21 protein-coding genes are annotated in these 18,423 nt (G+C 46.1%); 14 read left to right on the top strand and 7 right to left on the bottom strand.

Annotated features, from left to right (window positions below):
* Nucleotides 1-111: 111 nt before the first annotated feature.
* The 7 genes from rsxC (at nucleotide 112) to HRQ91_RS02835 (ending at nucleotide 6,371) form a co-directional block, all read left to right on the top strand.
* Nucleotides 112-1,479 carry an electron transport complex subunit RsxC gene (gene rsxC / locus HRQ91_RS02865; RefSeq protein ID WP_210120171.1) on the top strand — a complete coding sequence of 456 codons (1,368 nt, stop codon included), beginning with the start codon at nucleotides 112-114 and terminating at the stop codon, nucleotides 1,477-1,479.
* Complete coding sequence (locus HRQ91_RS02860; RefSeq protein WP_210120170.1) at nucleotides 1,479-2,441, top strand: RnfABCDGE type electron transport complex subunit D; 963 nt, start codon at nucleotides 1,479-1,481, stop codon at nucleotides 2,439-2,441. The genes rsxC and HRQ91_RS02860 overlap by 1 nt, the downstream gene beginning before the upstream one ends.
* The gene (locus tag HRQ91_RS02855; protein WP_210120169.1) at nucleotides 2,438-3,031 is read left to right on the top strand and encodes an RnfABCDGE type electron transport complex subunit G; all 594 of its coding nucleotides are present in this window, start codon (nucleotides 2,438-2,440) and stop codon (nucleotides 3,029-3,031) included. The genes HRQ91_RS02860 and HRQ91_RS02855 overlap by 4 nt, the downstream gene beginning before the upstream one ends.
* A gap of 18 nt (nucleotides 3,032-3,049) precedes the next feature.
* The gene (gene rsxE, locus HRQ91_RS02850) at nucleotides 3,050-3,712 is read left to right on the top strand and encodes an electron transport complex subunit RsxE (RefSeq protein ID WP_210120168.1); all 663 of its coding nucleotides are present in this window, start codon (nucleotides 3,050-3,052) and stop codon (nucleotides 3,710-3,712) included.
* Entirely contained in the window at nucleotides 3,709-4,287 is a 579-nt protein-coding gene (locus HRQ91_RS02845; RefSeq protein WP_210120167.1) for an electron transport complex protein RnfA, read from the top strand. Before rsxE ends, HRQ91_RS02845 begins: the two co-directional genes overlap by 4 nt.
* A 12-nt stretch (nucleotides 4,288-4,299) precedes the next feature.
* On the top strand, nucleotides 4,300-4,590 hold the full coding sequence (locus HRQ91_RS02840) for an RnfABCDGE type electron transport complex subunit B (RefSeq protein WP_210117024.1): 291 nt from the start codon (nucleotides 4,300-4,302) through the stop codon (nucleotides 4,588-4,590).
* A 239-nt stretch (nucleotides 4,591-4,829) separates the two neighbouring features.
* Nucleotides 4,830-6,371 carry a DUF5312 family protein gene (locus tag HRQ91_RS02835; RefSeq protein ID WP_210120166.1) on the top strand — a complete coding sequence of 514 codons (1,542 nt, stop codon included), beginning with the start codon at nucleotides 4,830-4,832 and terminating at the stop codon, nucleotides 6,369-6,371.
* 91 nt (nucleotides 6,372-6,462) lie between these two features.
* Here HRQ91_RS02835 and HRQ91_RS02830 read toward each other — a convergent pair whose 3' ends face one another.
* The 5 genes from HRQ91_RS02830 to HRQ91_RS02810 form a co-directional block, all read right to left on the bottom strand.
* Complete coding sequence (locus HRQ91_RS02830; protein ID WP_210120712.1) at nucleotides 6,463-7,125, bottom strand: methionine ABC transporter permease; 663 nt, start codon at nucleotides 7,123-7,125, stop codon at nucleotides 6,463-6,465.
* A 38-nt stretch (nucleotides 7,126-7,163) separates the two neighbouring features.
* On the bottom strand, nucleotides 7,164-8,192 hold the full coding sequence (locus HRQ91_RS02825) for a methionine ABC transporter ATP-binding protein (protein WP_210120165.1): 1,029 nt from the start codon (nucleotides 8,190-8,192) through the stop codon (nucleotides 7,164-7,166).
* A gap of 71 nt (nucleotides 8,193-8,263) precedes the next feature.
* Complete coding sequence (locus HRQ91_RS02820; protein WP_210120164.1) at nucleotides 8,264-8,677, bottom strand: acyl-CoA thioesterase; 414 nt, start codon at nucleotides 8,675-8,677, stop codon at nucleotides 8,264-8,266.
* A 151-nt stretch (nucleotides 8,678-8,828) separates the two neighbouring features.
* Entirely contained in the window at nucleotides 8,829-9,050 is a 222-nt protein-coding gene (locus HRQ91_RS02815) for a DNA-binding domain-containing protein (RefSeq protein WP_210120711.1), read from the bottom strand.
* A 40-nt stretch (nucleotides 9,051-9,090) separates the two neighbouring features.
* Nucleotides 9,091-11,535, bottom strand: a complete 2,445-nt coding sequence (locus HRQ91_RS02810; protein WP_210120163.1) for a type IV pilus assembly protein FimV — start codon at nucleotides 11,533-11,535, stop codon at nucleotides 9,091-9,093.
* A 236-nt stretch (nucleotides 11,536-11,771) separates the two neighbouring features.
* On the opposite strand from HRQ91_RS02810, the gene hflX reads away from it, so the two are divergent.
* The 6 genes from hflX to HRQ91_RS02780 all read left to right on the top strand — a co-directional run bounded on the left by hflX (nucleotide 11,772) and on the right by HRQ91_RS02780 (nucleotide 15,663).
* Nucleotides 11,772-12,887 (top strand): GTPase HflX, encoded by a 1,116-nt coding sequence (gene hflX, locus HRQ91_RS02805; RefSeq protein ID WP_210120162.1) that lies wholly within the window; start codon nucleotides 11,772-11,774, stop codon nucleotides 12,885-12,887.
* 17 nt (nucleotides 12,888-12,904) lie between these two features.
* Complete coding sequence (locus HRQ91_RS02800; protein WP_210120161.1) at nucleotides 12,905-13,531, top strand: HD domain-containing protein; 627 nt, start codon at nucleotides 12,905-12,907, stop codon at nucleotides 13,529-13,531.
* Between the two features lie 131 nt (nucleotides 13,532-13,662).
* Nucleotides 13,663-14,136: a flagellar basal body-associated FliL family protein gene (locus tag HRQ91_RS02795; RefSeq protein WP_210120160.1), complete on the top strand. Its 474-nt coding sequence runs from the start codon at nucleotides 13,663-13,665 to the stop codon at nucleotides 14,134-14,136.
* Between the two features lie 121 nt (nucleotides 14,137-14,257).
* Nucleotides 14,258-14,611 (top strand): hypothetical protein, encoded by a 354-nt coding sequence (locus HRQ91_RS02790; RefSeq protein ID WP_210120159.1) that lies wholly within the window; start codon nucleotides 14,258-14,260, stop codon nucleotides 14,609-14,611.
* Complete coding sequence (locus HRQ91_RS02785) at nucleotides 14,601-15,185, top strand: RNA polymerase sigma factor (RefSeq protein WP_210120158.1); 585 nt, start codon at nucleotides 14,601-14,603, stop codon at nucleotides 15,183-15,185. The genes HRQ91_RS02790 and HRQ91_RS02785 overlap by 11 nt, the downstream gene beginning before the upstream one ends.
* A gap of 16 nt (nucleotides 15,186-15,201) precedes the next feature.
* Nucleotides 15,202-15,663, top strand: coding sequence for a hypothetical protein (locus tag HRQ91_RS02780; RefSeq protein WP_210120157.1), 462 nt, complete (start codon nucleotides 15,202-15,204; stop codon nucleotides 15,661-15,663).
* Nucleotides 15,664-15,665: 2 nt separating this feature from the next.
* On the opposite strand, the gene HRQ91_RS02775 is transcribed toward HRQ91_RS02780, so the two are convergent.
* The gene (locus HRQ91_RS02775) at nucleotides 15,666-16,574 is read right to left on the bottom strand and encodes a M23 family metallopeptidase (protein WP_210120156.1); all 909 of its coding nucleotides are present in this window, start codon (nucleotides 16,572-16,574) and stop codon (nucleotides 15,666-15,668) included.
* 29 nt (nucleotides 16,575-16,603) lie between these two features.
* On the bottom strand, nucleotides 16,604-17,212 hold the full coding sequence (locus tag HRQ91_RS02770; RefSeq protein ID WP_210120155.1) for an SAM-dependent methyltransferase: 609 nt from the start codon (nucleotides 17,210-17,212) through the stop codon (nucleotides 16,604-16,606).
* Nucleotides 17,213-17,319: 107 nt separating this feature from the next.
* Between HRQ91_RS02770 and HRQ91_RS02765 the strand changes: the two genes are divergently transcribed.
* A complete protein-coding gene (locus tag HRQ91_RS02765) occupies nucleotides 17,320-18,417 on the top strand; it encodes an FPP/GGPP synthase family protein (RefSeq protein WP_210120154.1) in 1,098 nt (365 codons plus the stop codon).
* Nucleotides 18,418-18,423: the final 6 nt, after the last annotated feature.

The following is an 18,423-nucleotide window of genomic DNA, read 5'->3' as shown; positions in this document are numbered from 1 at the left end:
CACTCCGACGGCGCTCCGCAATAAAAACCGCACGAATAAAAATAACAGCTTTGCGCGCGCTTTATGTTCATATCTGTTTACGAATCTTCAATCCTTTGTTAAAATCAAAATATGAAAACGTATACATTTAAAGGCGGAATTCATCCGCCGGAAAGGAAGGAGCCGTCTAAGGATTCTCCTATAACGGAAGCTTTTCCATCGTCAAAGACTGTGGTAATACCGCTTACGATGGGCGGCGCCCCGAATGCGGCAACCGTAAAAGCGGGCGACAAAGTCGTAAAAGGACAAGTGATCGCGGATTCGCAGGAATTTATTTCGGCCCCTGTCCATGCCTCGGTTTCAGGGACGGTAAAAGAGATAGGGCTGCATCTGGTAACAGGGAATTTAAGGGTGCAGTGCGTTACGATCGAAGGCGACGGTTCAAATTCTTATTCGTACATGGAACCGTTGGATCCGTTCAAATGCAGCCGCGAAGAAGCCGTAAAACGCATAAGGGATGCGGGAATAGTCGGAATGAGCGGAGCTTCGTTTCCCACCCATGTAAAGCTGTCGCCGCCGTCCGGAGTAAAAGTAGAATATCTTATACTGAACGGAGCCGAATGCGAACCGTATTTGACTGTCGACTACAGGACGATGAAGGAATTTCCTCACAAAGTGATCGACGGACTTGCCATCGTAATGAAAATAACCGGAACACGCGGCGTTATTGCGATCGAAAACAACAAAGCCGATCTGGAAGATATTCTTAAATCGGAAATCATAAAGCAAAACAGATCGAACGAAATTGAAGTTCGAGTGATAAAGACAAAATATCCTCAGGGCTGCGAAAAAACTCTCATAAAAACCTGCACGGGAAGAGAAGTTCCTGCAGGAGGATTGCCGGCCGATATCGGATGTATAGTTTCAAACGTAGGAACTGTATGCGCCGTTTCCGACGCTTTTAGGCTGGGCAAACCCTTAATTGAGAGAGCCCTAACCTTTTCGGGAGGATCGTGTCTTACGCCCAAAAATCTTTTTTTACCCGTAGGAACGCTCGTAAGCGATCTTATCCCGGAAGCGATTTCCATAAAAGAAGATGAAACCGTCAAGATTTTAAGCGGCGGCCCCATGATGGGCGCTGCCATGTCGTCTCCGGACTTTCCTATAGAAAAAGGCACGTCGGGAATTCTTTTTTTGACAAAAGAGGAACTGTGCCTTGAAGAAGAAAAAGGATGTATCGGCTGCGGGAAGTGTATCGACGCCTGTCCGATGAATTTAACCCCTGCAATGCTCGTCCGAGCTCTTAAGGTGCGGAATACCGAAAAAGCAAAAAAATTCGGCCTTATGGACTGCATCGAATGCGGCTGCTGCGCTTACGTGTGCCCTTCAAACATTCCGATAGTACAAAAACTCCGTCTGGGAAAATCAATAGTCAAACGGCAGCTCGCACAGGAAAAAGCCAGGGCATCGGCGGCAAAGCCGGCAGGAGGTAAGGCATAATGGCAGACTTAAGTTTAACTCAGTTAAAGGTTTCTTCTTCTCCGCATATTTCGGAAGGTCTCGATGCGCAAACTCTTATGCGCTTGGTTTTAACCGCATTGCTTCCGCTGTCCATATACGGCGTAATACTCTACGGAAAGGCCGCATTGATACGGCTGCTGTTATCCGTCGTGCTTGCAGTGGCTTTTGAAGCCTTGTTTCAGCTTGCAACAAAGCAAAAAGTCACTGTAAAAGACCGTTCGGCGGCCGTCACGGGACTCCTTTTTGCCCTTACGCTGCCGCCTATGGTGCCCCTATGGCAATTGGCGATCGGGATACTGTTTTCCATCGTAGTTGCAAAAGGATTCTTCGGCGGATTGGGAGCGAACGTATACAATCCGGCGCTTGCGGGCAGAGCGTTTTTGTTCGTCAGTTTTCCGTCGTCAATGGGAGCCGTTTGGGTAAACCCTGCAACCGACGCCGTGAGTTCCGCGACGGTTCTTTCTCAAATAAAATCCGGAACGTTTGCGGCCGGCACAGAAGACTATCTTAATTTTTTCTTAGGCAAGAGAGCGGGATGCATCGGCGAAACAGGCATATTTTTGATAATAATCGCATTCGTCTTTCTTTTGGCGACAAAGGTTATCGACTGGAGGGCTACGATCGCAATGCTTGTTACCGCGTCTTTAGCAGCCTTTCTTTCAGGCGGAGACGTCCTTATGACCTTGCTTTCAGGCGGATTGCTTTTCGGCGCGGTATTTATGGCGACCGATTATGCGACCACTCCGCAGACAAAGCCCGGCCGTCTCGTTTTCGGAGCTGCGTGCGGATTCATAACCTTTTTGATCAGAAAATTCGGGGGATATCCGGAAGGCGTAATGTTTTCAATACTCATAATGAATTCTCTTACGGCCTTTTTGAACAACCTCACGGGACGCAAGTACGGCTATAAACGGATAAAAAAGGCGGAGGCAAAAAAATGAAAACCATCAAACTCGGATTGATTCTTGCAGCCTATGCGGTTGCATCCTGTTTTTGTCTTGCGCTGATAAATAACATAACTTCTCCGGTAATCGCAAAAAACAAGGCGGGAAAAGTGGCGGACATACTCAAAGTGGTTTTTGCCGACGCCGATTCTTTTGAACAGGTTTCGGATTTTAAAGCGGGAGATGGAGCCGCCGTGATCGACGCGCTCTACATCGCAAAAAAAGGGAAAAATGTTTCGGGAGCCGTCACTCAAATAACGGGAGCCACTTACGACAAGGCCACAATCCTCGTAGGACAGGACTTAAAAGGCACCGTAACCGGCGTTCAATTCCTTGAATTGAGCGATTCCCCCGGCTTCGGACAAAAGGCAAGGGATCCCGCATTTAAAGTTTCAAGCGGCAAAACCTTTTACGAGCAATTTACCGGAAAAAAAGTAAAAGACGGATTTGTGCCGGGCACCACATTCGAAGCTATAAGCGGATCTTCCATAACGTCAAAGGGAGTAGCTGCGCTGCTGTCCCAAGCGACGATAACCGCAGGCACATATCTTTCCGAAAAATACGGCGGAGAAGCCGTAGGCAATTGACAAAAGAGGTGAAATCAAATGAATAAAAATTTCGGTATTTTTAAAAACGGCATAGTCAAGGAAAACCCTCTTTTGGTGCTTTCGATAGGCTTATGCTCTTCTTTGGCGGTAACTACGAGCGTTTTTAACGGAATAGGAATGGGACTTTCCATGACCTTCGTGCTTTTGATGAGCGAAATAATCATAAGTTTGTTCCATAAGCTCATCCCTGACGCCATAAGGCTGCCCATATTCATAATAATAATCGCAGCCTTTACAACTATAGTGCAGCTGATCCTTGCGGCTTACATTCCCGCGCTGTCGGAAGCGCTGGGCGTATTTTTGCCGCTTATAGTCGTAAACTGCATAATAATGGGACGCGTAGAATCCTTTGCATCAAAGAACGGCGTCGCTCCTTCCATAATGGATTCTTTGGGAATGGGCGTAGGCTATACTTGGGTATTAGTGGCCATTTCCTTCATCCGTGAATTAGTCGGCAACGGAACCTTGTTCAATATTAAGCTGATTCCCGACACCTATACTGTGGGAATGTTCAGCAAGGCTCCGGGAGGATTTATAATTTTCGGACTCATGATCGCAATCACGGCGACGATAAGCAAGGCCGTAGAAAACAAAAAGAAAGCTGCGGCGGCCGCGGCTAAAAAATCTGCTGCAAACGGCGCGGAAGGCGGTGCAAAATGAGCGGCTTATTGAATATCTTTTTAAAATCCATGCTGGTAGATAACGTCATATTTGTGCAGTACCTTGCTTTGTGCCCGTTTATCGGAATGACAAGCGACACTGGGAAGTCAACAGGAATGGGAATTGCCACGACGTTCGTAATAATTTTGGCTACGGCTGTAACCTACCCATTGTACTACTTTGTACTCGTTCCTTTGCAGCTGGAATTCCTTCAAACACTGATATTTATCCTTGTAATAGCCTCATTGGTTCAGCTCGTGGAATTTTATCTTAAAAAATCGGCTCCAGCGCTTTACAGCGCGATGGGCGTTTATCTGGCTCTGATAACCACAAACTGCGCCGTTTTGGCGATAACGCTCAACTGCATAAGCAAAGACTACAATTACCTGCAGTCCTTAGTGTATGCGTTCGGTTCCGCAGCGGGATTTTTGATTTCAATGGTAGTAATGTCGGGTGTAAGAGAAAGACTTGACATAGCTCCCGTGCCCGATTTTCTTAAAGGAAAACCGATTTTGTTTATTGCAGCGGGTTTTTTGTCGCTTTCGTTTCTCGGATTTTCAGGATTAATTAAGTAGCGGGGTTTACGGATGAAGATCATTATTTCGACTATCATAGTCTCTTTTGTTTTGGCTTTTACATTGGGCGTTCTTCTTGGGATTTTTCAAAAGATTTTTGCAGTCAAGGTTGACGAACGTGTCGTAAAGATCCGCGCAATTTTGCCCGGCATAAACTGCGGAGGCTGCGGATTTCCTGGCTGCGACGGGTTCGCACAAGCCTGCGTTAAAGGGGAACTCGGAGGAAGAGCTTGCGCTCCGGGCGGCGCAAAAGTAAAACAGGCAATAGCGGAGATCATGGGAGCGTCTTCTCAAGGCGCATAAAAGCCAAGCATCCGCCTAAGTCCACGCTTAAAAAGCCGGCGGACTTAAAGCTGCCGGCTCACACGGATGTGCCACCATGCGGTCTCCTGTCCGGCCGGCAGTCTTTTCAGTATGGACGGCGGCTGTAGCGCAGTCGGGCCTGCGCCTGCAATATACCTCCCTGAATATGCTGATACTCAAATGACAGAAATTATCGTTCAGTCTTGACAGTCCGTTATTTTTATCCCATATTTAAATGTATGGCAGAAAACAAAACGGACAATAGGAATTTTATTCAAAAAATCATAGATTCCATCTTCGGGATCGGCGATCCTGAGGTTCTTAAAAAAAAGCAATTAAAGTCTATAGCCAAAGACCTGTCAAAGTCGCATTTCAATTTTTATAAATTTTCATCGGATGAGGTTCTCCCTTCGCTGGCAAAGTTTTTTTATCAAATCTATAAAATCATATCTCCGGCGCAAACATTGATTCAATCGATGAACAATCCGGCCGCAATAAAAAACAGCATAGTCATGTCGGCTCTTTCCGAAGATCAGCTTACGCTTTCTCAAGAGCTGTCGGAACCGGCTATAAGAGAAAAAACAAAATCCGTTCCCGTAAGTCAGCTTTCAGAACAGATACATCAGCAGATAGATCGGTTTGTTTCGTCCTTCGACATGGAAAAAATAACAAAGATCGATTTTTTATACGCTTCTTTTCAGCGCTTTCAAGCGTTCTGCATATACGACTACTTTTTCCTGCTCAAAAAATTTTGTCCTACCCTCAAGGAACACGATTTTACGGTTCAGCCCCATTTTGAATCCATTAATTCAAAATATGTAAAAGAAGACATAAAAGATTTTGTCAGCGTCGCCTTAGTGCTTGAAAAAGATGAAGATTGGTCGTCGCTCTTTTCATTTTTTAAAGATTCCAGAGGAACGGAACCTTTGCCCATGCGCAGCTGGACGCAAATTCTTTCAAGGCTGCACAACATGAAGCGCGACAGAATTTTTGAAAAACTCATAAAACTCATAGACAAGGATCCGTTTTATGAAATTTCAATCACCACGCAGACTACGAACGTCGTGGAACCGTTCATTGAAAAAGTAAAAAACGAAGCGCTGCAAACGATCCAAAAGCTTCACGGCGAGCAAAAAAAGAACCAGATAGACGGCTTGCTCACCCAGCTTTTCGGTACGGAAGCGATCGCGCGATTAAAAAACTATACTGAAGAAGCAAATTCGGATTTTATAAAGCACAAACTGCCCATGTTCGCGTACTGCCAACCGCTAAATTACCTTAAAGCGTTTTTGCTTGATTTTGTAAAAGCCGACTTTCGCGCCTTTGCGGACCTTGTGCTGGTACGCGGTCAGTGGACGTCTTCCCCGCTTTCAACACCGATGTCTGAAGCATACAACGACCTTTTGGATTATTCAAAAAAAATCACGGAATTTGACGAAAAACTTGCCGAAGACAACGAGATCGGCATAAAAATAAAGACTCTCATGCCCAGAACTTTGAGAGAACGCGATGCGTCGAACATAGCCTCAACTCTTATAGAAGACGCAAACGACGCGGCAAAGGAATTCCTTGTAGTCTGCACCCAAAACCTCATCACCATAGGCAAAACCGTAAAAACACTGCTGGAAGATTACGCAAAAATGCCTAGAGCCGAGATAATCATCAACTGGAAGGAACTTGAGCATTTTTCGGACGAACCGATCAAAGACTTCGGCGTTAGGATATATAAAAAAATATATCTGTTCACGCAGCTTATGCAGACGATGATCGGTAAAAAATGAGGCTTAAAACACGGAACGATCCAAAACGCAAATGCCGTAAAACCCAAGCGGTTCCGGCCGGAAAAACTGCAAACCGAACGCCGTCTTAATTTTAACGTTTCGATATTATCCTGTTTGAGATTTTAGTTCCCGTAAACTGTATAACTTCAACCAACACAAGAATAACAACTACGGCGGCAACCATCACTTCGGTTCTGAACCTTTGATAGCCGTAGCGGATCGCAAGGTCGCCAAGTCCGCCGCCGCCTATCGCACCCGCCATAGCCGAATACCCTATGAGGTTTATGATCGTAAGCGTGATTCCGTCGATTAAAGAAGGCATAGCTTCCGGCAGAAGAACCTTCGTTACGATCTGCATGAGCGTAGATCCCATAGAGCGCGCCGCCTGCACAACTCCGGGATCAACTTCTTTGAGAGCGGTCTCTATCACCCGAGCCACAAACGGAGCCGCAGCGATTGAAAGAGGAACTATGGTGGCTTTTGTGCCTATGCTTGTGCCGATCAAAACGCGCGACAGGGGGAACAGGAGAATCATGAGTATGATAAACGGAAAAGAGCGCAAAACGTTTACGATCCTTGTAAGAACCTGATTTAAGATCGGCCGCGGGTATATTCCCGTTTCAGGCGCCGTAATGCAAAGCAAAACGCCCAGCGGCAACCCCATAACGACGCTGAACAGCGTAGACAAAAACACCATGATCATAGTCTGCACCGTGGCGTCAAAAACAAGCGTAAACAATTTATAAAGATCCATCATATACTTTCACCTATTTTCAAATTTTATGTAGAGAATTACTTACCCGCATCCGTTTTTTCAACAAAGATGCCTTCGCTTTTAAGATAAGCGAAGGCCTTTTCCAGTTCCGCCTTTTCGCCTGTGATGTCGGTTAAAAGCGTGCCTACCTTGCCGTTTTGCAATTTTTGGATGCCGCCGGCCCTTATATTGAATTCGACATTGAATTTTTTGGAAAGGCGGCTTAAAACAGGCTCGTCGGTGAGATTGCCGCTGAAGCGGAGCAAATATGCCCCGCCGCCGGAAGACCAGCGTATCATATTGCCGTCATCCGTGCAGGCCGGCGGCTGCAAGTGCGAAAGAAATTCCTTCGTCGCCTCAGTCTTAGGATGCATAAAAATATCTTCTACGGAACCCTGTTCGACTACGGCTCCGTCGTTTAACACGGCTACATAGCTGCAGGCGTCGCGCACAACTTCCATCTGATGCGTTATCATCACAACGGTAAGGTTCATTTTTTGCTGAATCTGCCTGATCAGATCGAGAATGGAATGTGTAGTCTGCGGATCCAAGGCGCTCGTAGCTTCGTCGCAAAACAGTATGTCGGGATCGTTTGCAAGAGCGCGCGCTATGGCGATACGCTGCTTTTGCCCGCCTGAAAGAGTAGAAATCGGCGCGTCGGCTCTGTCTGCAAGGCCTACAAGTTCAAGCATTTCTTTAACGCGGCTTTTGATTTTTTCTTTTTTTACTCCGCAGATTTCAAGCGGATAGGCTATATTCTGTCCTGCCGTCCTTGAGCTGAACAAGTTGAAATTCTGAAATATCATACCTATACGGCGCCGCCGGACGATGAGCGCGGATGGCGAAAGATCGTCTACACGTTTCCCGTTGTAAAACACTTCACCCGAATCGGGACTTTCCAACAGGCTTATAAGACGCACAAGGGTGGATTTCCCCGCCCCGCTCTTGCCTATGATACCGAAAATTTTGTTTGAAGGAATAATAAGACTTACGCCGCGTACCGCGTGCACTTGCATAGAAGTTTTTCCGCCGTATGTCTTTACAAGATCTTTAAGTATTATTTCCATGGTTTTCCCCGCAAGAAGTTTTACCGATGTTTTTAAAAAGTTTTACGCGAAGTTTTATACACCGCCGGCTCTTATGTTCCGGGCTTATCGGGCAGCAATCCGGGAACCATAAATTTTTCAGGCAGACGGCAAGGCCTTCCGTTTTCTTTGTTCACGCTTGCCCACGTAACGTCGGCTTCTACGCAAACCGTGCCGTCTTCCTTGCGTATAACTTGATGCATAGTCCCCGATACGGCGCCAAGATTAACCGAACACACTTCGATCGTGAGCTTATCGTCAAGAAAGGCGGAAGCCTTGTAGTAAATATCTATATGCGTCACATAAAGGTAAAAACCTTCGGCCACTGCGGCGTTATAATCGAATCCTATCTTGTGAAGATATTCCATTCTGGCATATTCAAGATAGTTCAAGTACACCGCGTTATTAACGTGTCCGTAAGAATCGCATTCGTATGATCGCACGGTTAATTCTGCAAAATGTTTCATTGAACCTAAGTATAATAAAACAAAGGTTTTTCGGCAATCGCGCATTGACGACAAGAGGCGGGAACAGGCCGCGTACTCATCCTAAGAGAGGATTCATGTCGGGCGGCTGACGGTCAAAAGAGCACGAATATGCGCCGTCAATGTGTCCGAATCATTGACAACAAGCGGCGGGAATAAGGTCAACCGTCCTCCTGTGGGTTTTATAGTCGTAGGGGAAATTCTCCGTTGCCCACACACCCGATACACGCGGACTGATTTGCACAAGTCCGTCCATAAAGGCCGCTCCCTGCTGAATCAAATCTTTGACCGCTTTGCCGCGCAAACCGAGGATACTCAAGATGGTTTCTTTTCGGAGCTTATAAGCGTAATTTATCGAACAGACTCGGAACGGATTATTTGCGGATAATAAATCTTTATTTTAATACGGATTCTACAAGCTTTTTAAAAGACGGATCTATTTTTGTGCCCTCTGTACGAATGTTGTCGGATATTCTGAAAAGTCCGTCGTCTTCGGCAATAATGACGGCATTATTTTTATCCGCGACATTGTCGTCTTTACTCTCAGAAAGGCTTTTATCCGCTTCTTCCGCCCCAGCTATTTCCGTGATCGGCGCATTTCCGCGTGCTGCAAAGGCCGTAAAAGAAAAATCAGGAACGAACGGCCGCGAAGCTGAACCCAAAATTTCTTCAAGAGGAAAGACTTCTTCTGCAGGGGCGACGGCATTGGCCTCAGTAGAAGCGAGTTCTTTTTGCGGCATTTCGTCGTCCAAATCATCAAAATCCGGAGACGATATTTGAAAATCGGAAACATCCCCGTCCGAAACGGCACGGTTTTCTTTAGCGTCAGAATCAAAACCCGGATTTTCGTCAAGCACTGATTTTTTATCTTTATCCGGTTCGGTATCGACAGCCCCTACGGGATCCGAGGGCGTTTCGCCGGAAGGTCTGACATATGCGACCTCCGATTCCGCAGCTTTTGCCGCCGCAGGAGACTCGACCGTTGCTTCTTCGGCTTCTACCGTAGACACGGGCACTGCGACCGCTGTTTCTTCAACTTTCGCCGGCGGCTCAGGTTCTTTCATTGCAGGTTCGGCTTCGCCGACCTCTGCGGACTCGCCGGCAACATCGAGGTCTTCGACTTCGCCTATTTCCTCAAGCTCTTCGACATCCTCCGCGTCGTCTACAGCCTCGATTGGAATCTCTTCGACTTCATCGGCATCCACAGCGGGCGCAATGGAAAGTTCGTCGCCGGCGGCCTTTGCAAGAGGCTTGTCCCCGGCAATCGCACCTGAATCCGGCTCGGAAGGCGTTCTGACCGCTCCCGGTACGGCGGCAGCCTGTATCTTTATTGTGCCGCTGCCTAAAATTTCCTGCAGCATTTGTTTTATTTCGGCGGAATTTTGCAGAGCGTTATTTCTTTCTTCTGCGGCTATGGCCGCTCCTGAACGTACGTTGAGAGCCGCAAAGATTTCATCCCAGCTTTTGTTAAGCAATTCGTCAACTTCTTTTCCGTATTTTTTTACACGGTGATGCCCTAAGCTCTTCCTTATACTTTTGGAAACTTCATCCTTGCGGTTTTCGATATTTTTTACTACGGCGCTCCAGTCAACGTCCATTTTTTTATTCAAATATTCGTTTACAACCGAAAACTGAAAACGCCTTATGCGGTTTTGGATTACAACCATGTCGTCGATCTTGAGGCTGAGCAATAAAAAAACCGCAAGGAATAAGGAAATAAAAACACAAACAAGTAAAAGTATTCGAACGGACTGAGGCATAACAAAAATATTGTCGCGATAGACGCCGCTAATGACGGCGAAAGAGGATTTTCTGCTTGAAAGTAAAACCCAATATCCTACGGCCCCCTTCGATTTGCCGGTCATTTTTCCATCGATATTTTCATTGCGGACGATTTCACTGCGGGAACCGCCATCAACGCCGCCTCTTTCATCGCCGGCCGCGCCGCCGGCGTTTTTATCGTTCGCCGTTTCGAAGCCGTCTCTCCCGCCGTTTTCTTCGTACGAAACTATCCTTTCAGGGCCTTTTTCATTGCCTTTCCACCGTTCCAAAATCTGTTTTTCAAAAAAATCACGCCCTGCTACCGGAAGTCCGAAAACATATCCGTATGACGCCGTGCCGTCGGCAAAATCCAAAAGAATCCCCGTCTCGCTCAGAGTAATAAGATTTAAGGCTGAAAGCTCTCGATTAAAATCGGCCGAGCTTAAATAAAAAACGGCGGTGCCGCGGTAAGCGGTATACACGTCGTAAAAAGGAAACGAAAAAATTACACGACGATTGGCGGCGTCCGGCGTTATTTTATATTTTTCAGCGCTCCCGTCAGCGACAACGCTTCCGTCGGCGACGGAAATTCTACTGAAAGGAATTTCCTGAGTGCCGGAAGGAGCGCTTAAAGCGCCGTAGTTTTTATAAACGCGTAAATTTTCGGAATTTTGTAATAGATCGGCAGAATAAGTGCTGAAGTGGACGCTTCGACCGTTCGAATCGATTATGCGTATTCCCGAAAGCCCCGGAACGGAATTAAACAGAGCTCCGGTAATACGGCTTCTTTCGCGCACATCTTCGTCGGACGCACGCTGCGTCAAATATGAAGCTACCGGTTTTTCGGCCGTATATGCTTCAAGTTTGCCGAGCAAAGAATTTACATATAAGTCGTAGCCTGCGGCTATATCGTCAAGCTGGCGAGTAATCCCTAAAACTTTTGCAGGCTGGTAAAAACGTGTTTCTATTGCGGAAAAAAGCCCTGAAAAGGCCGCAATCGCAAACGCGGCAAACAGAAAAACGGCTACCAACAGACTGACTGCGTTTTTTTGACCAGAGGTAATTTTGTCATCCTCCACAATTTAAATTCTCGAAAAAAATCGCTAAAGGCGAGTTTTCAAGACGCCGCAAACGGCATTTCCGGAAATTGCGATTTTCCTGCATGCTGTTTTTTAAAGACGATTTTACTCTAACATTATCGGCGTAAAATGCTTATAAAAGCAGATTTAATTATATAGCAGGCGGATAATAATAGCAAAACTAAAGAAAACGAAAACCGCTTCATAAAAAAACGGCAATTAAATATACTGTGATCGTGATAGAGATTCGACAGGAAGAAGAAAGAAAAACACAGTGTTTTTTGGTGGGAAGCGCAGGCGGCGATCTGAGTGAACTTGAAAGTCTTATTTCTACGCTGGAAATGAACATCGCAGGAAAAACCTCTCTCGTGCGTCCGAATCCTACTCCTGCGTACGGCATGGGCATAGGCAAGGTGCAGGAAATAATTCAGGCGGCGGACGAAGCGGAAGCCGACTGCATAATTTTCGATTTTACGATCGAACCTACAAAACAGCGCAACTGGGAAAAACTTGCTAAAAAGCCCGTCTTCGACAGACAGGAAGTGATCTTAAGAATATTCGCCAAGCGGGCAAAGACAAGAGAAGCCTCTCTCCAAGTCGAACTCGCCCGCCTTGAATACTCTCTTCCCAGACTTGCGCATTCGTACGGAGATCTGTCGCGTCAAAGAGGCGGTAATTACGGTTCCAAGGGAAGCGGAGAAACCCAACTTGAATTAGATCAGCGCGGCGTTCGCCTTAAAATAAGGCAGCTTAAAAAAGAACTTGAAAAAGTCGTCCAAAACCGCGACATTCAGCGAAAAAGGCGGGAAAAATTTTCCATGCCTGTCTGCGCCCTTACGGGCTACACAAACGCAGGCAAGTCAAGCCTTATGAACGCGCTCACGGGAGCCGACGTGTTCGTTGAAAATAAACTTTTTGCGACGCTCGATCCGACGACAAGGCGCCTGGCATTTAAAAACGGAAATCACGTGCTCCTATCCGACACAGTGGGCTTTATAAGCAATCTTCCGCACAGTCTGGTAAACGCTTTTAAATCTACATTGGAAGAAGCGGCAAGAGCGGATCTTTTACTGCTCGTTCTTGACGCCACCGCTGAAAATATAAAAAACCAATACGATACGTGCGTAAACGTGCTTGAAGAAGTAGGCGCCTCAGAAAAACCTCGTGTCGTCGCTCTCAATAAGATAGACTGTCTTGAAAACGAGGATTTAAAATTGAGCGCGTTAAAAATAAATTTCCCCGACGCCTCTTTTATAAGCGCCAAAACGGGACAGGGACTTGAAGATCTGCTTGAAACGATCCGTAACCGCATCGATATTCACTCAATGCCGCCGTATACCGATCTAAAATAAATCTTTATAATCAAACCATGGAAAACGAAAATATTTTGAGAGCGTTTACATCTTCGGAAGACGAAAGACTGGACAGGCAGCTTAAATTCAGCGTCGAAGCCGATAAAATGACAAAAATTCTGCGAAGGACGCTTTTGACCGACGGTTCCCGCCGTGAAAACGATGCGGAGCATTCGTGGCACATAGCGCTCATGTGCATGCTTTTCAGCGAATATGCGATTGAAAAACCGGATGTCCCTCACTGCGTAAGTCTTTGCGTTGTCCACGATCTTGTTGAAATATACGCCGGCGACACATTTGCCTTTGACAAAGAAGGCTATAAAGATAAAAGCGAACGCGAAAAAAATGCGGCAAAAAAACTGTTCTCCATTCTTCCAGAAGATCAGGGGGAAAAATTTAGCGCAATGTGGCAGGAATTTGAAGCGATGGAAAGCGCCGATTCTAAATTTGCAAACTGCATGGACAGACTGCAGCCGTTTTTGCACAACACCCTCACAGGCGGACACACTTGGATTCAAGCGTCCGCGTCAAAGGAAGACGTCGAACACAGGATGGCGCTCGTAAAGCAGTTTATGCCGCGCTTGTGGCCGTGGGTGCAAAAGAACATTGAAAAAGGCCTTAAAGAAGGATGGATCCGCGGATAATTTAGTCGTAAGCCGAGGAACCTTGCAAACATGCGCGCCGAGCAAGTGCGCCATGTCTGCGTACGGATGTGCAAAACGTGCGCCGCGCGTTTAACACTGACAACGATCCGTTTATAATATAAACTGTTAATATGCAGATTTCACTGAATAAAATCTTAGCACTAATATCCGCCGCAATAGCAGGTGCAATAATCATAATAACTGCGCTGAGCTTTGCCTCAGGCAAGGCTTCTCCCGGGCAAGACATGAGAAAGGCCGATCCTGCGCCCGAATCCGTATCAAAAGAATACGCGGCCTTTACGGAACTGGGCAGGCTCCGTTCGTTTTCCAAACCCCAAAGCGGAAAAGACAGAGGAAGTCCCGTCATAATAACTCCGTGGATTTCTTACCCGGCCGGTGACAGAATTTTTTATGAAGAGCTCATCCAAAAGGCCAGAAAAATACGGTCGGTCATAACAGATTATTTTTCAAAATACACAAAGGAAGAGCTGTTAGCTATGGGTGAAAAAGAAATAAAAACCGAACTTGAGCGCCGGATCAACGCGGAACTTGTGCTCGGAAAAATAAAAGCCGTTTATTTCAGCGAATATATCTTCTTGGATTAACGCTTTTGCTCATGAGGCTGCGCGACTGATAATACAGTGCGGCATCGCCTTGCGGCATGATATTGCAACCTTATTATATTCTTGTGCGTCTAACTAATACGACGGAGGTAAAACTGTAAATATGCAAAACAGCGTAACATCGGCGGGAGCGCAGGTAGTGCTCGCCGTAATTCCCATCGTAGGAATAGTGATCGGAGGGATAATCATATTCTTTTATCTTTTATGGCATCATCATGAGATAAAGCTCCAGATCCGCACAGGCGGCTATAAACCGGCAAAATTCGACCTTAAAACATTTTCCCTGCTTGTGGGCCTTTTGCTCACGGGAACAGGTTTCGTGCTGACGCTTTTTTTTCTGCTTATGGCAGGGCTCGGCTACGCGCTCTTAGGAGGTGTAATCCCTCTCGTGTTGGGACTGTGCATGCTTGTTTTCTACAAAGTTAATCCGGATTTTAGAAACACTAATGCCGATTGACAGCGCTGCGCGCATTAAAAATAAGCTTGCAATAAAACGTGATTACGCGCTCGCCAAGGCGGCTCTCAAAGGCGACACAAAATCTTTTGCGGTGCTCATGAAACTTCATAAGCGCCGAATAGAAATACTCGGTATAAGCTTTTTTAAAAACACGGCCGACACCGAAGATTTCGTTCAGGAAGTCTTTTTGCGCGCTTACACAAAGCTTTCTTCATTTCAAGGCAAATCGCTCTTTTCAACTTGGCTCACAAGGATTGCGTACAATATGGCTGTAAATGCGGTAAACCGAAGAAAAGAATACATGCCCATAGCCGACGAAGACTCTCTCGTCGCGCCCGATCTTTCTCCGGAAGAACGTCAGATCCGTAAAACGTCGCTTGAAGCCGTGCGTCTTGCAATTAACGAGTTGCCAGAGCGCTTTGCCGTCTGCCTTGACATGTATTTTTTTTACGACATTCCGTATGCGGATATCAGCGAAATCACAGGCTTTCCTGTCAACACTATAAAGTCTCATATTTTCAGAGCTAAGCAAATTTTGCGCGATAAATTGGAGGAAGCGCACTTTGACTTTTAATATTATTGGAGGAATTATGAAAAATTATAATAAAATCATGGATGATTTTCTTTTGCTCGACAAAAACGAAAGGATCCCCCTGCACCTTACTTTGCGGCTCTTATTCTGCAAAAAATGCCGCACAGAGATAAGACTCATGACTATGGCCGAAAAACTCATGCATGGGCCGGTCAAAATACAAGTCCCGGTAACGGACGAGAGCATTGAAAAAGTCCTTAAACAGATAGATCCCGTATTTTCTGCGGAAAATATGGAAAAAAGTCCCATTTCGCTTTCACGATGGATCGCCGCAGGAATAGTGATGACGCTTTTAATGATCTGTTTCGGTATAATGACGAGGAGCGATTCATATAAAATGCTGGTGCTGCCTTTTTATTTACTGTTCGCGGGAATGATAACCGTATACTGCGCTTTTTTTGTGGGATGCAATATGGATTTTTTTGTAAAAAAAATCGAAACGCTGCGGGTTGCGGGATAATTTCATTTTAAAAGATTAAAGGGATTTACGGTTCTGCCGTTTTTAAAAACCGTAAAATGAAGGTGAGGCCCCGTGCTCAACCCGGTGTTTCCCACCCTTCCTATCACAGTTGCGGGAGAAACGCCTTGCCCTTTTAAAACAAGGGTCGCGCTCAGATGCCCGTACAGCGTTTTATACCCTGAATGATGAGAAACAATGATATAGTTGCCGTAAACATTGTTGTAACCCACAAAGGAAACCACACCGCCTAAAGCTGCGTATACGGAAGTCCCGGCAGGAGCGCACATGTCGATTCCGCTGTGAAAAGAGCGCTTGCCTGTAAACGGACTTAACCTCCATCCGTAAGCGGAAGAAATATAATAGCGTCTGACCGGCCGCATAAACAGGTCGCCGTTGATTTCCTGCCGTGTTATACGGTCAAGTTCCGCGTCGGGAACAAAAATAGTCTGCCCGTCGGAAAGGGACGAACCTTCGGAAAGATTGTTCACCAAGGCGCATTTTTTAGCGTCCACCTTGTATTTTTCGGCTACGGACAAGACCGTTTCGCCGTTGCCCTTAGCACAATACATGATACCCGGCATGTTCGGAATTTTAAGGTACTGTCCTATTTGAAGAAGCCTGGATTGACGTATGTTGTTCACACTTATAATAGTGTCCTGGGTAATTCCGAATTTTTCGGCGATGATTCCGATCATGTCGCCTTTATCAACGCGGTAAGACTGATATGTAATAACATAATCCGAATTTTCTTCTTCCGCCGATGCTGTCGGCATTTCGGGAGTTTCAAGCCCTCCCTGTCCGGAATCGGCTTTGGAAAAACTCTTTACTTCAAGCACAACCGCGGCAAAAACCACCGCAGCGCAAAAGGATATCAGAGAACGGATCAATATTTTATATGTGTTAAGCCGCATATTGTAAAAAACTCCGAACAATGAGAATTTTATTTTACACCTAATTTCTTGTTTATGCCAAGTAAATAGGTCTCAAACGATTCCGAACGGCACGCAGAAGGTTTAAAGCCGCGCGCCGAAGTAAACACATCCTTCATGGACTTTAAAAATTTCTGCTGATCGCCGTTTTGAAAAATTTTTACGGCAAAGTTTCCTCCGGTTTTAAGCACGGTTTCGCCATACCAAAGCGCCATTTCCACAAGCCCTTCGGATCGTGCGGTATCTACAGTACGGTTTCCGGTAGTTAGAGGAGCGGCGTCGCAGACTACAAGGTCGTACGGTCCCAAACTCCTTATCCTTTCCCTTATATCGGAAGAATTCAGATCTCCTTGCAGAAATACAAGGTTTTCGCCTTTTACATCCTTTGCAAGAGGATTTAGATCGCAGGAAACGACCTTTCCGCTTCCTTCCAAACTGCGAAGCAAAAACACGGTCCAGCTTCCGGGCGCAGAACCTAAGTCAAGCACCGTGTAACCCTTTTTTACCAAACCGAATTTCATATCCATTTCTTTTAATTTATAAACCGAACGCGCAGGATAACCCTCCGAAAACGCTTTGCGGGACCAAAAGTCTGGTTTTTCATATGAATTCGACGCCATACTTATAGTTTCGGCAAATTTTAAAAAAAAATCAGCGCCGAACCCATAATGTATCGCCCTGCATTTAGCCTTTGTCTTTTCTTCCGCATTCCGCTATACTTTAAGATATGGATAAAGACCGCTCCGACTCGATTAAAGAAGAATTGGCGGAAATAGAAGCCGATTTGGACAAAGCCCTGCCTCAGACATACACGCGGGAATGGAAAAACGAATCTTTTGCATCGATCCCCGATTGTGTTTCGCCTTCGCATTTAAATGCGCTGACAATTCCGTGCAGAGAACTTTTAAAACTCGGCGGCAAACGCTGGCGGCCGCTGTTGCTTATCCTGTGTGCAAAAATTACGGCGGAACATACGGCGAAAAAAGATCCTGAAGCAAAAAAAAATATTATGAAAAATGCCCGTCACATCGTTCCCCTGGTAGAATTTGTGCACACGGCAAGTCTTATCCATGACGACATTGAAGACGCCTCCGAAATGCGGCGCGGCAGACCTGCGGCGCACATTACTTTCGGAATCGACACGGCGATAAACGCTGCATCATGGCTTTATTTTGAAGCGGCGGTATGCGTTAACACCCTTCAAGCTCCGGAACACATAAAAAACAGACTGTTCCGATTATACACGCAGGAACTTCGCCGCCTGCACTTAGGACAGGCGATGGACATACTTTGGCACCGCGAGCCCGGCCTTATTCCTTCTGTCGAAGAATACAAGGCCATGGTTGAAAATAAAACGGGTACATTAGCTTCTCTTGCAGCCCAAGCGGGTATAATCGCAGCGGGAGGAGACGAATCCGACGCGGCAAAAGCCGGGAAAATTGCCGCACAGATCGGCATAGGTTTTCAAATCTTAGACGACGTTCAAAACCTTACCACCGGAAACGCAGGAAAACAAAGAGGGGACGATATTGTAGAAAACAAAAAAAGTCTTCCGGTACTGTTGCACTTGCAAAAAAATCCCCAAGACAAAGATCTTATCACCCGGTACATGGCAAGCGCGCGCAAAAACGGCATCGATGACGAATGCGTGGAAAAATGCATATCGCTGCTTGAAAAAAGCGGAGCCGTAAAAGACGCTTACGACGAAGGGAAAGACCTTGTGAATTTAAAAAGCAGGGAATTGTCGGCCTTGTATTCCGGTTTTGCCGATGACGATTCCGACATCGTAAGGCTTTTCCGAAATATGATACCGGACATAAAATGATGCGGA

Origin of the sequence: Treponema parvum, assembly GCF_017893965.1 — a bacterium.
Taxonomy (GTDB): domain Bacteria; phylum Spirochaetota; class Spirochaetia; order Treponematales; family Treponemataceae; genus Treponema_D; species Treponema_D parvum.
Note: the sequence above shows the minus strand (reverse complement) of the source record. Positions and strands in the feature narration are given on the sequence as shown.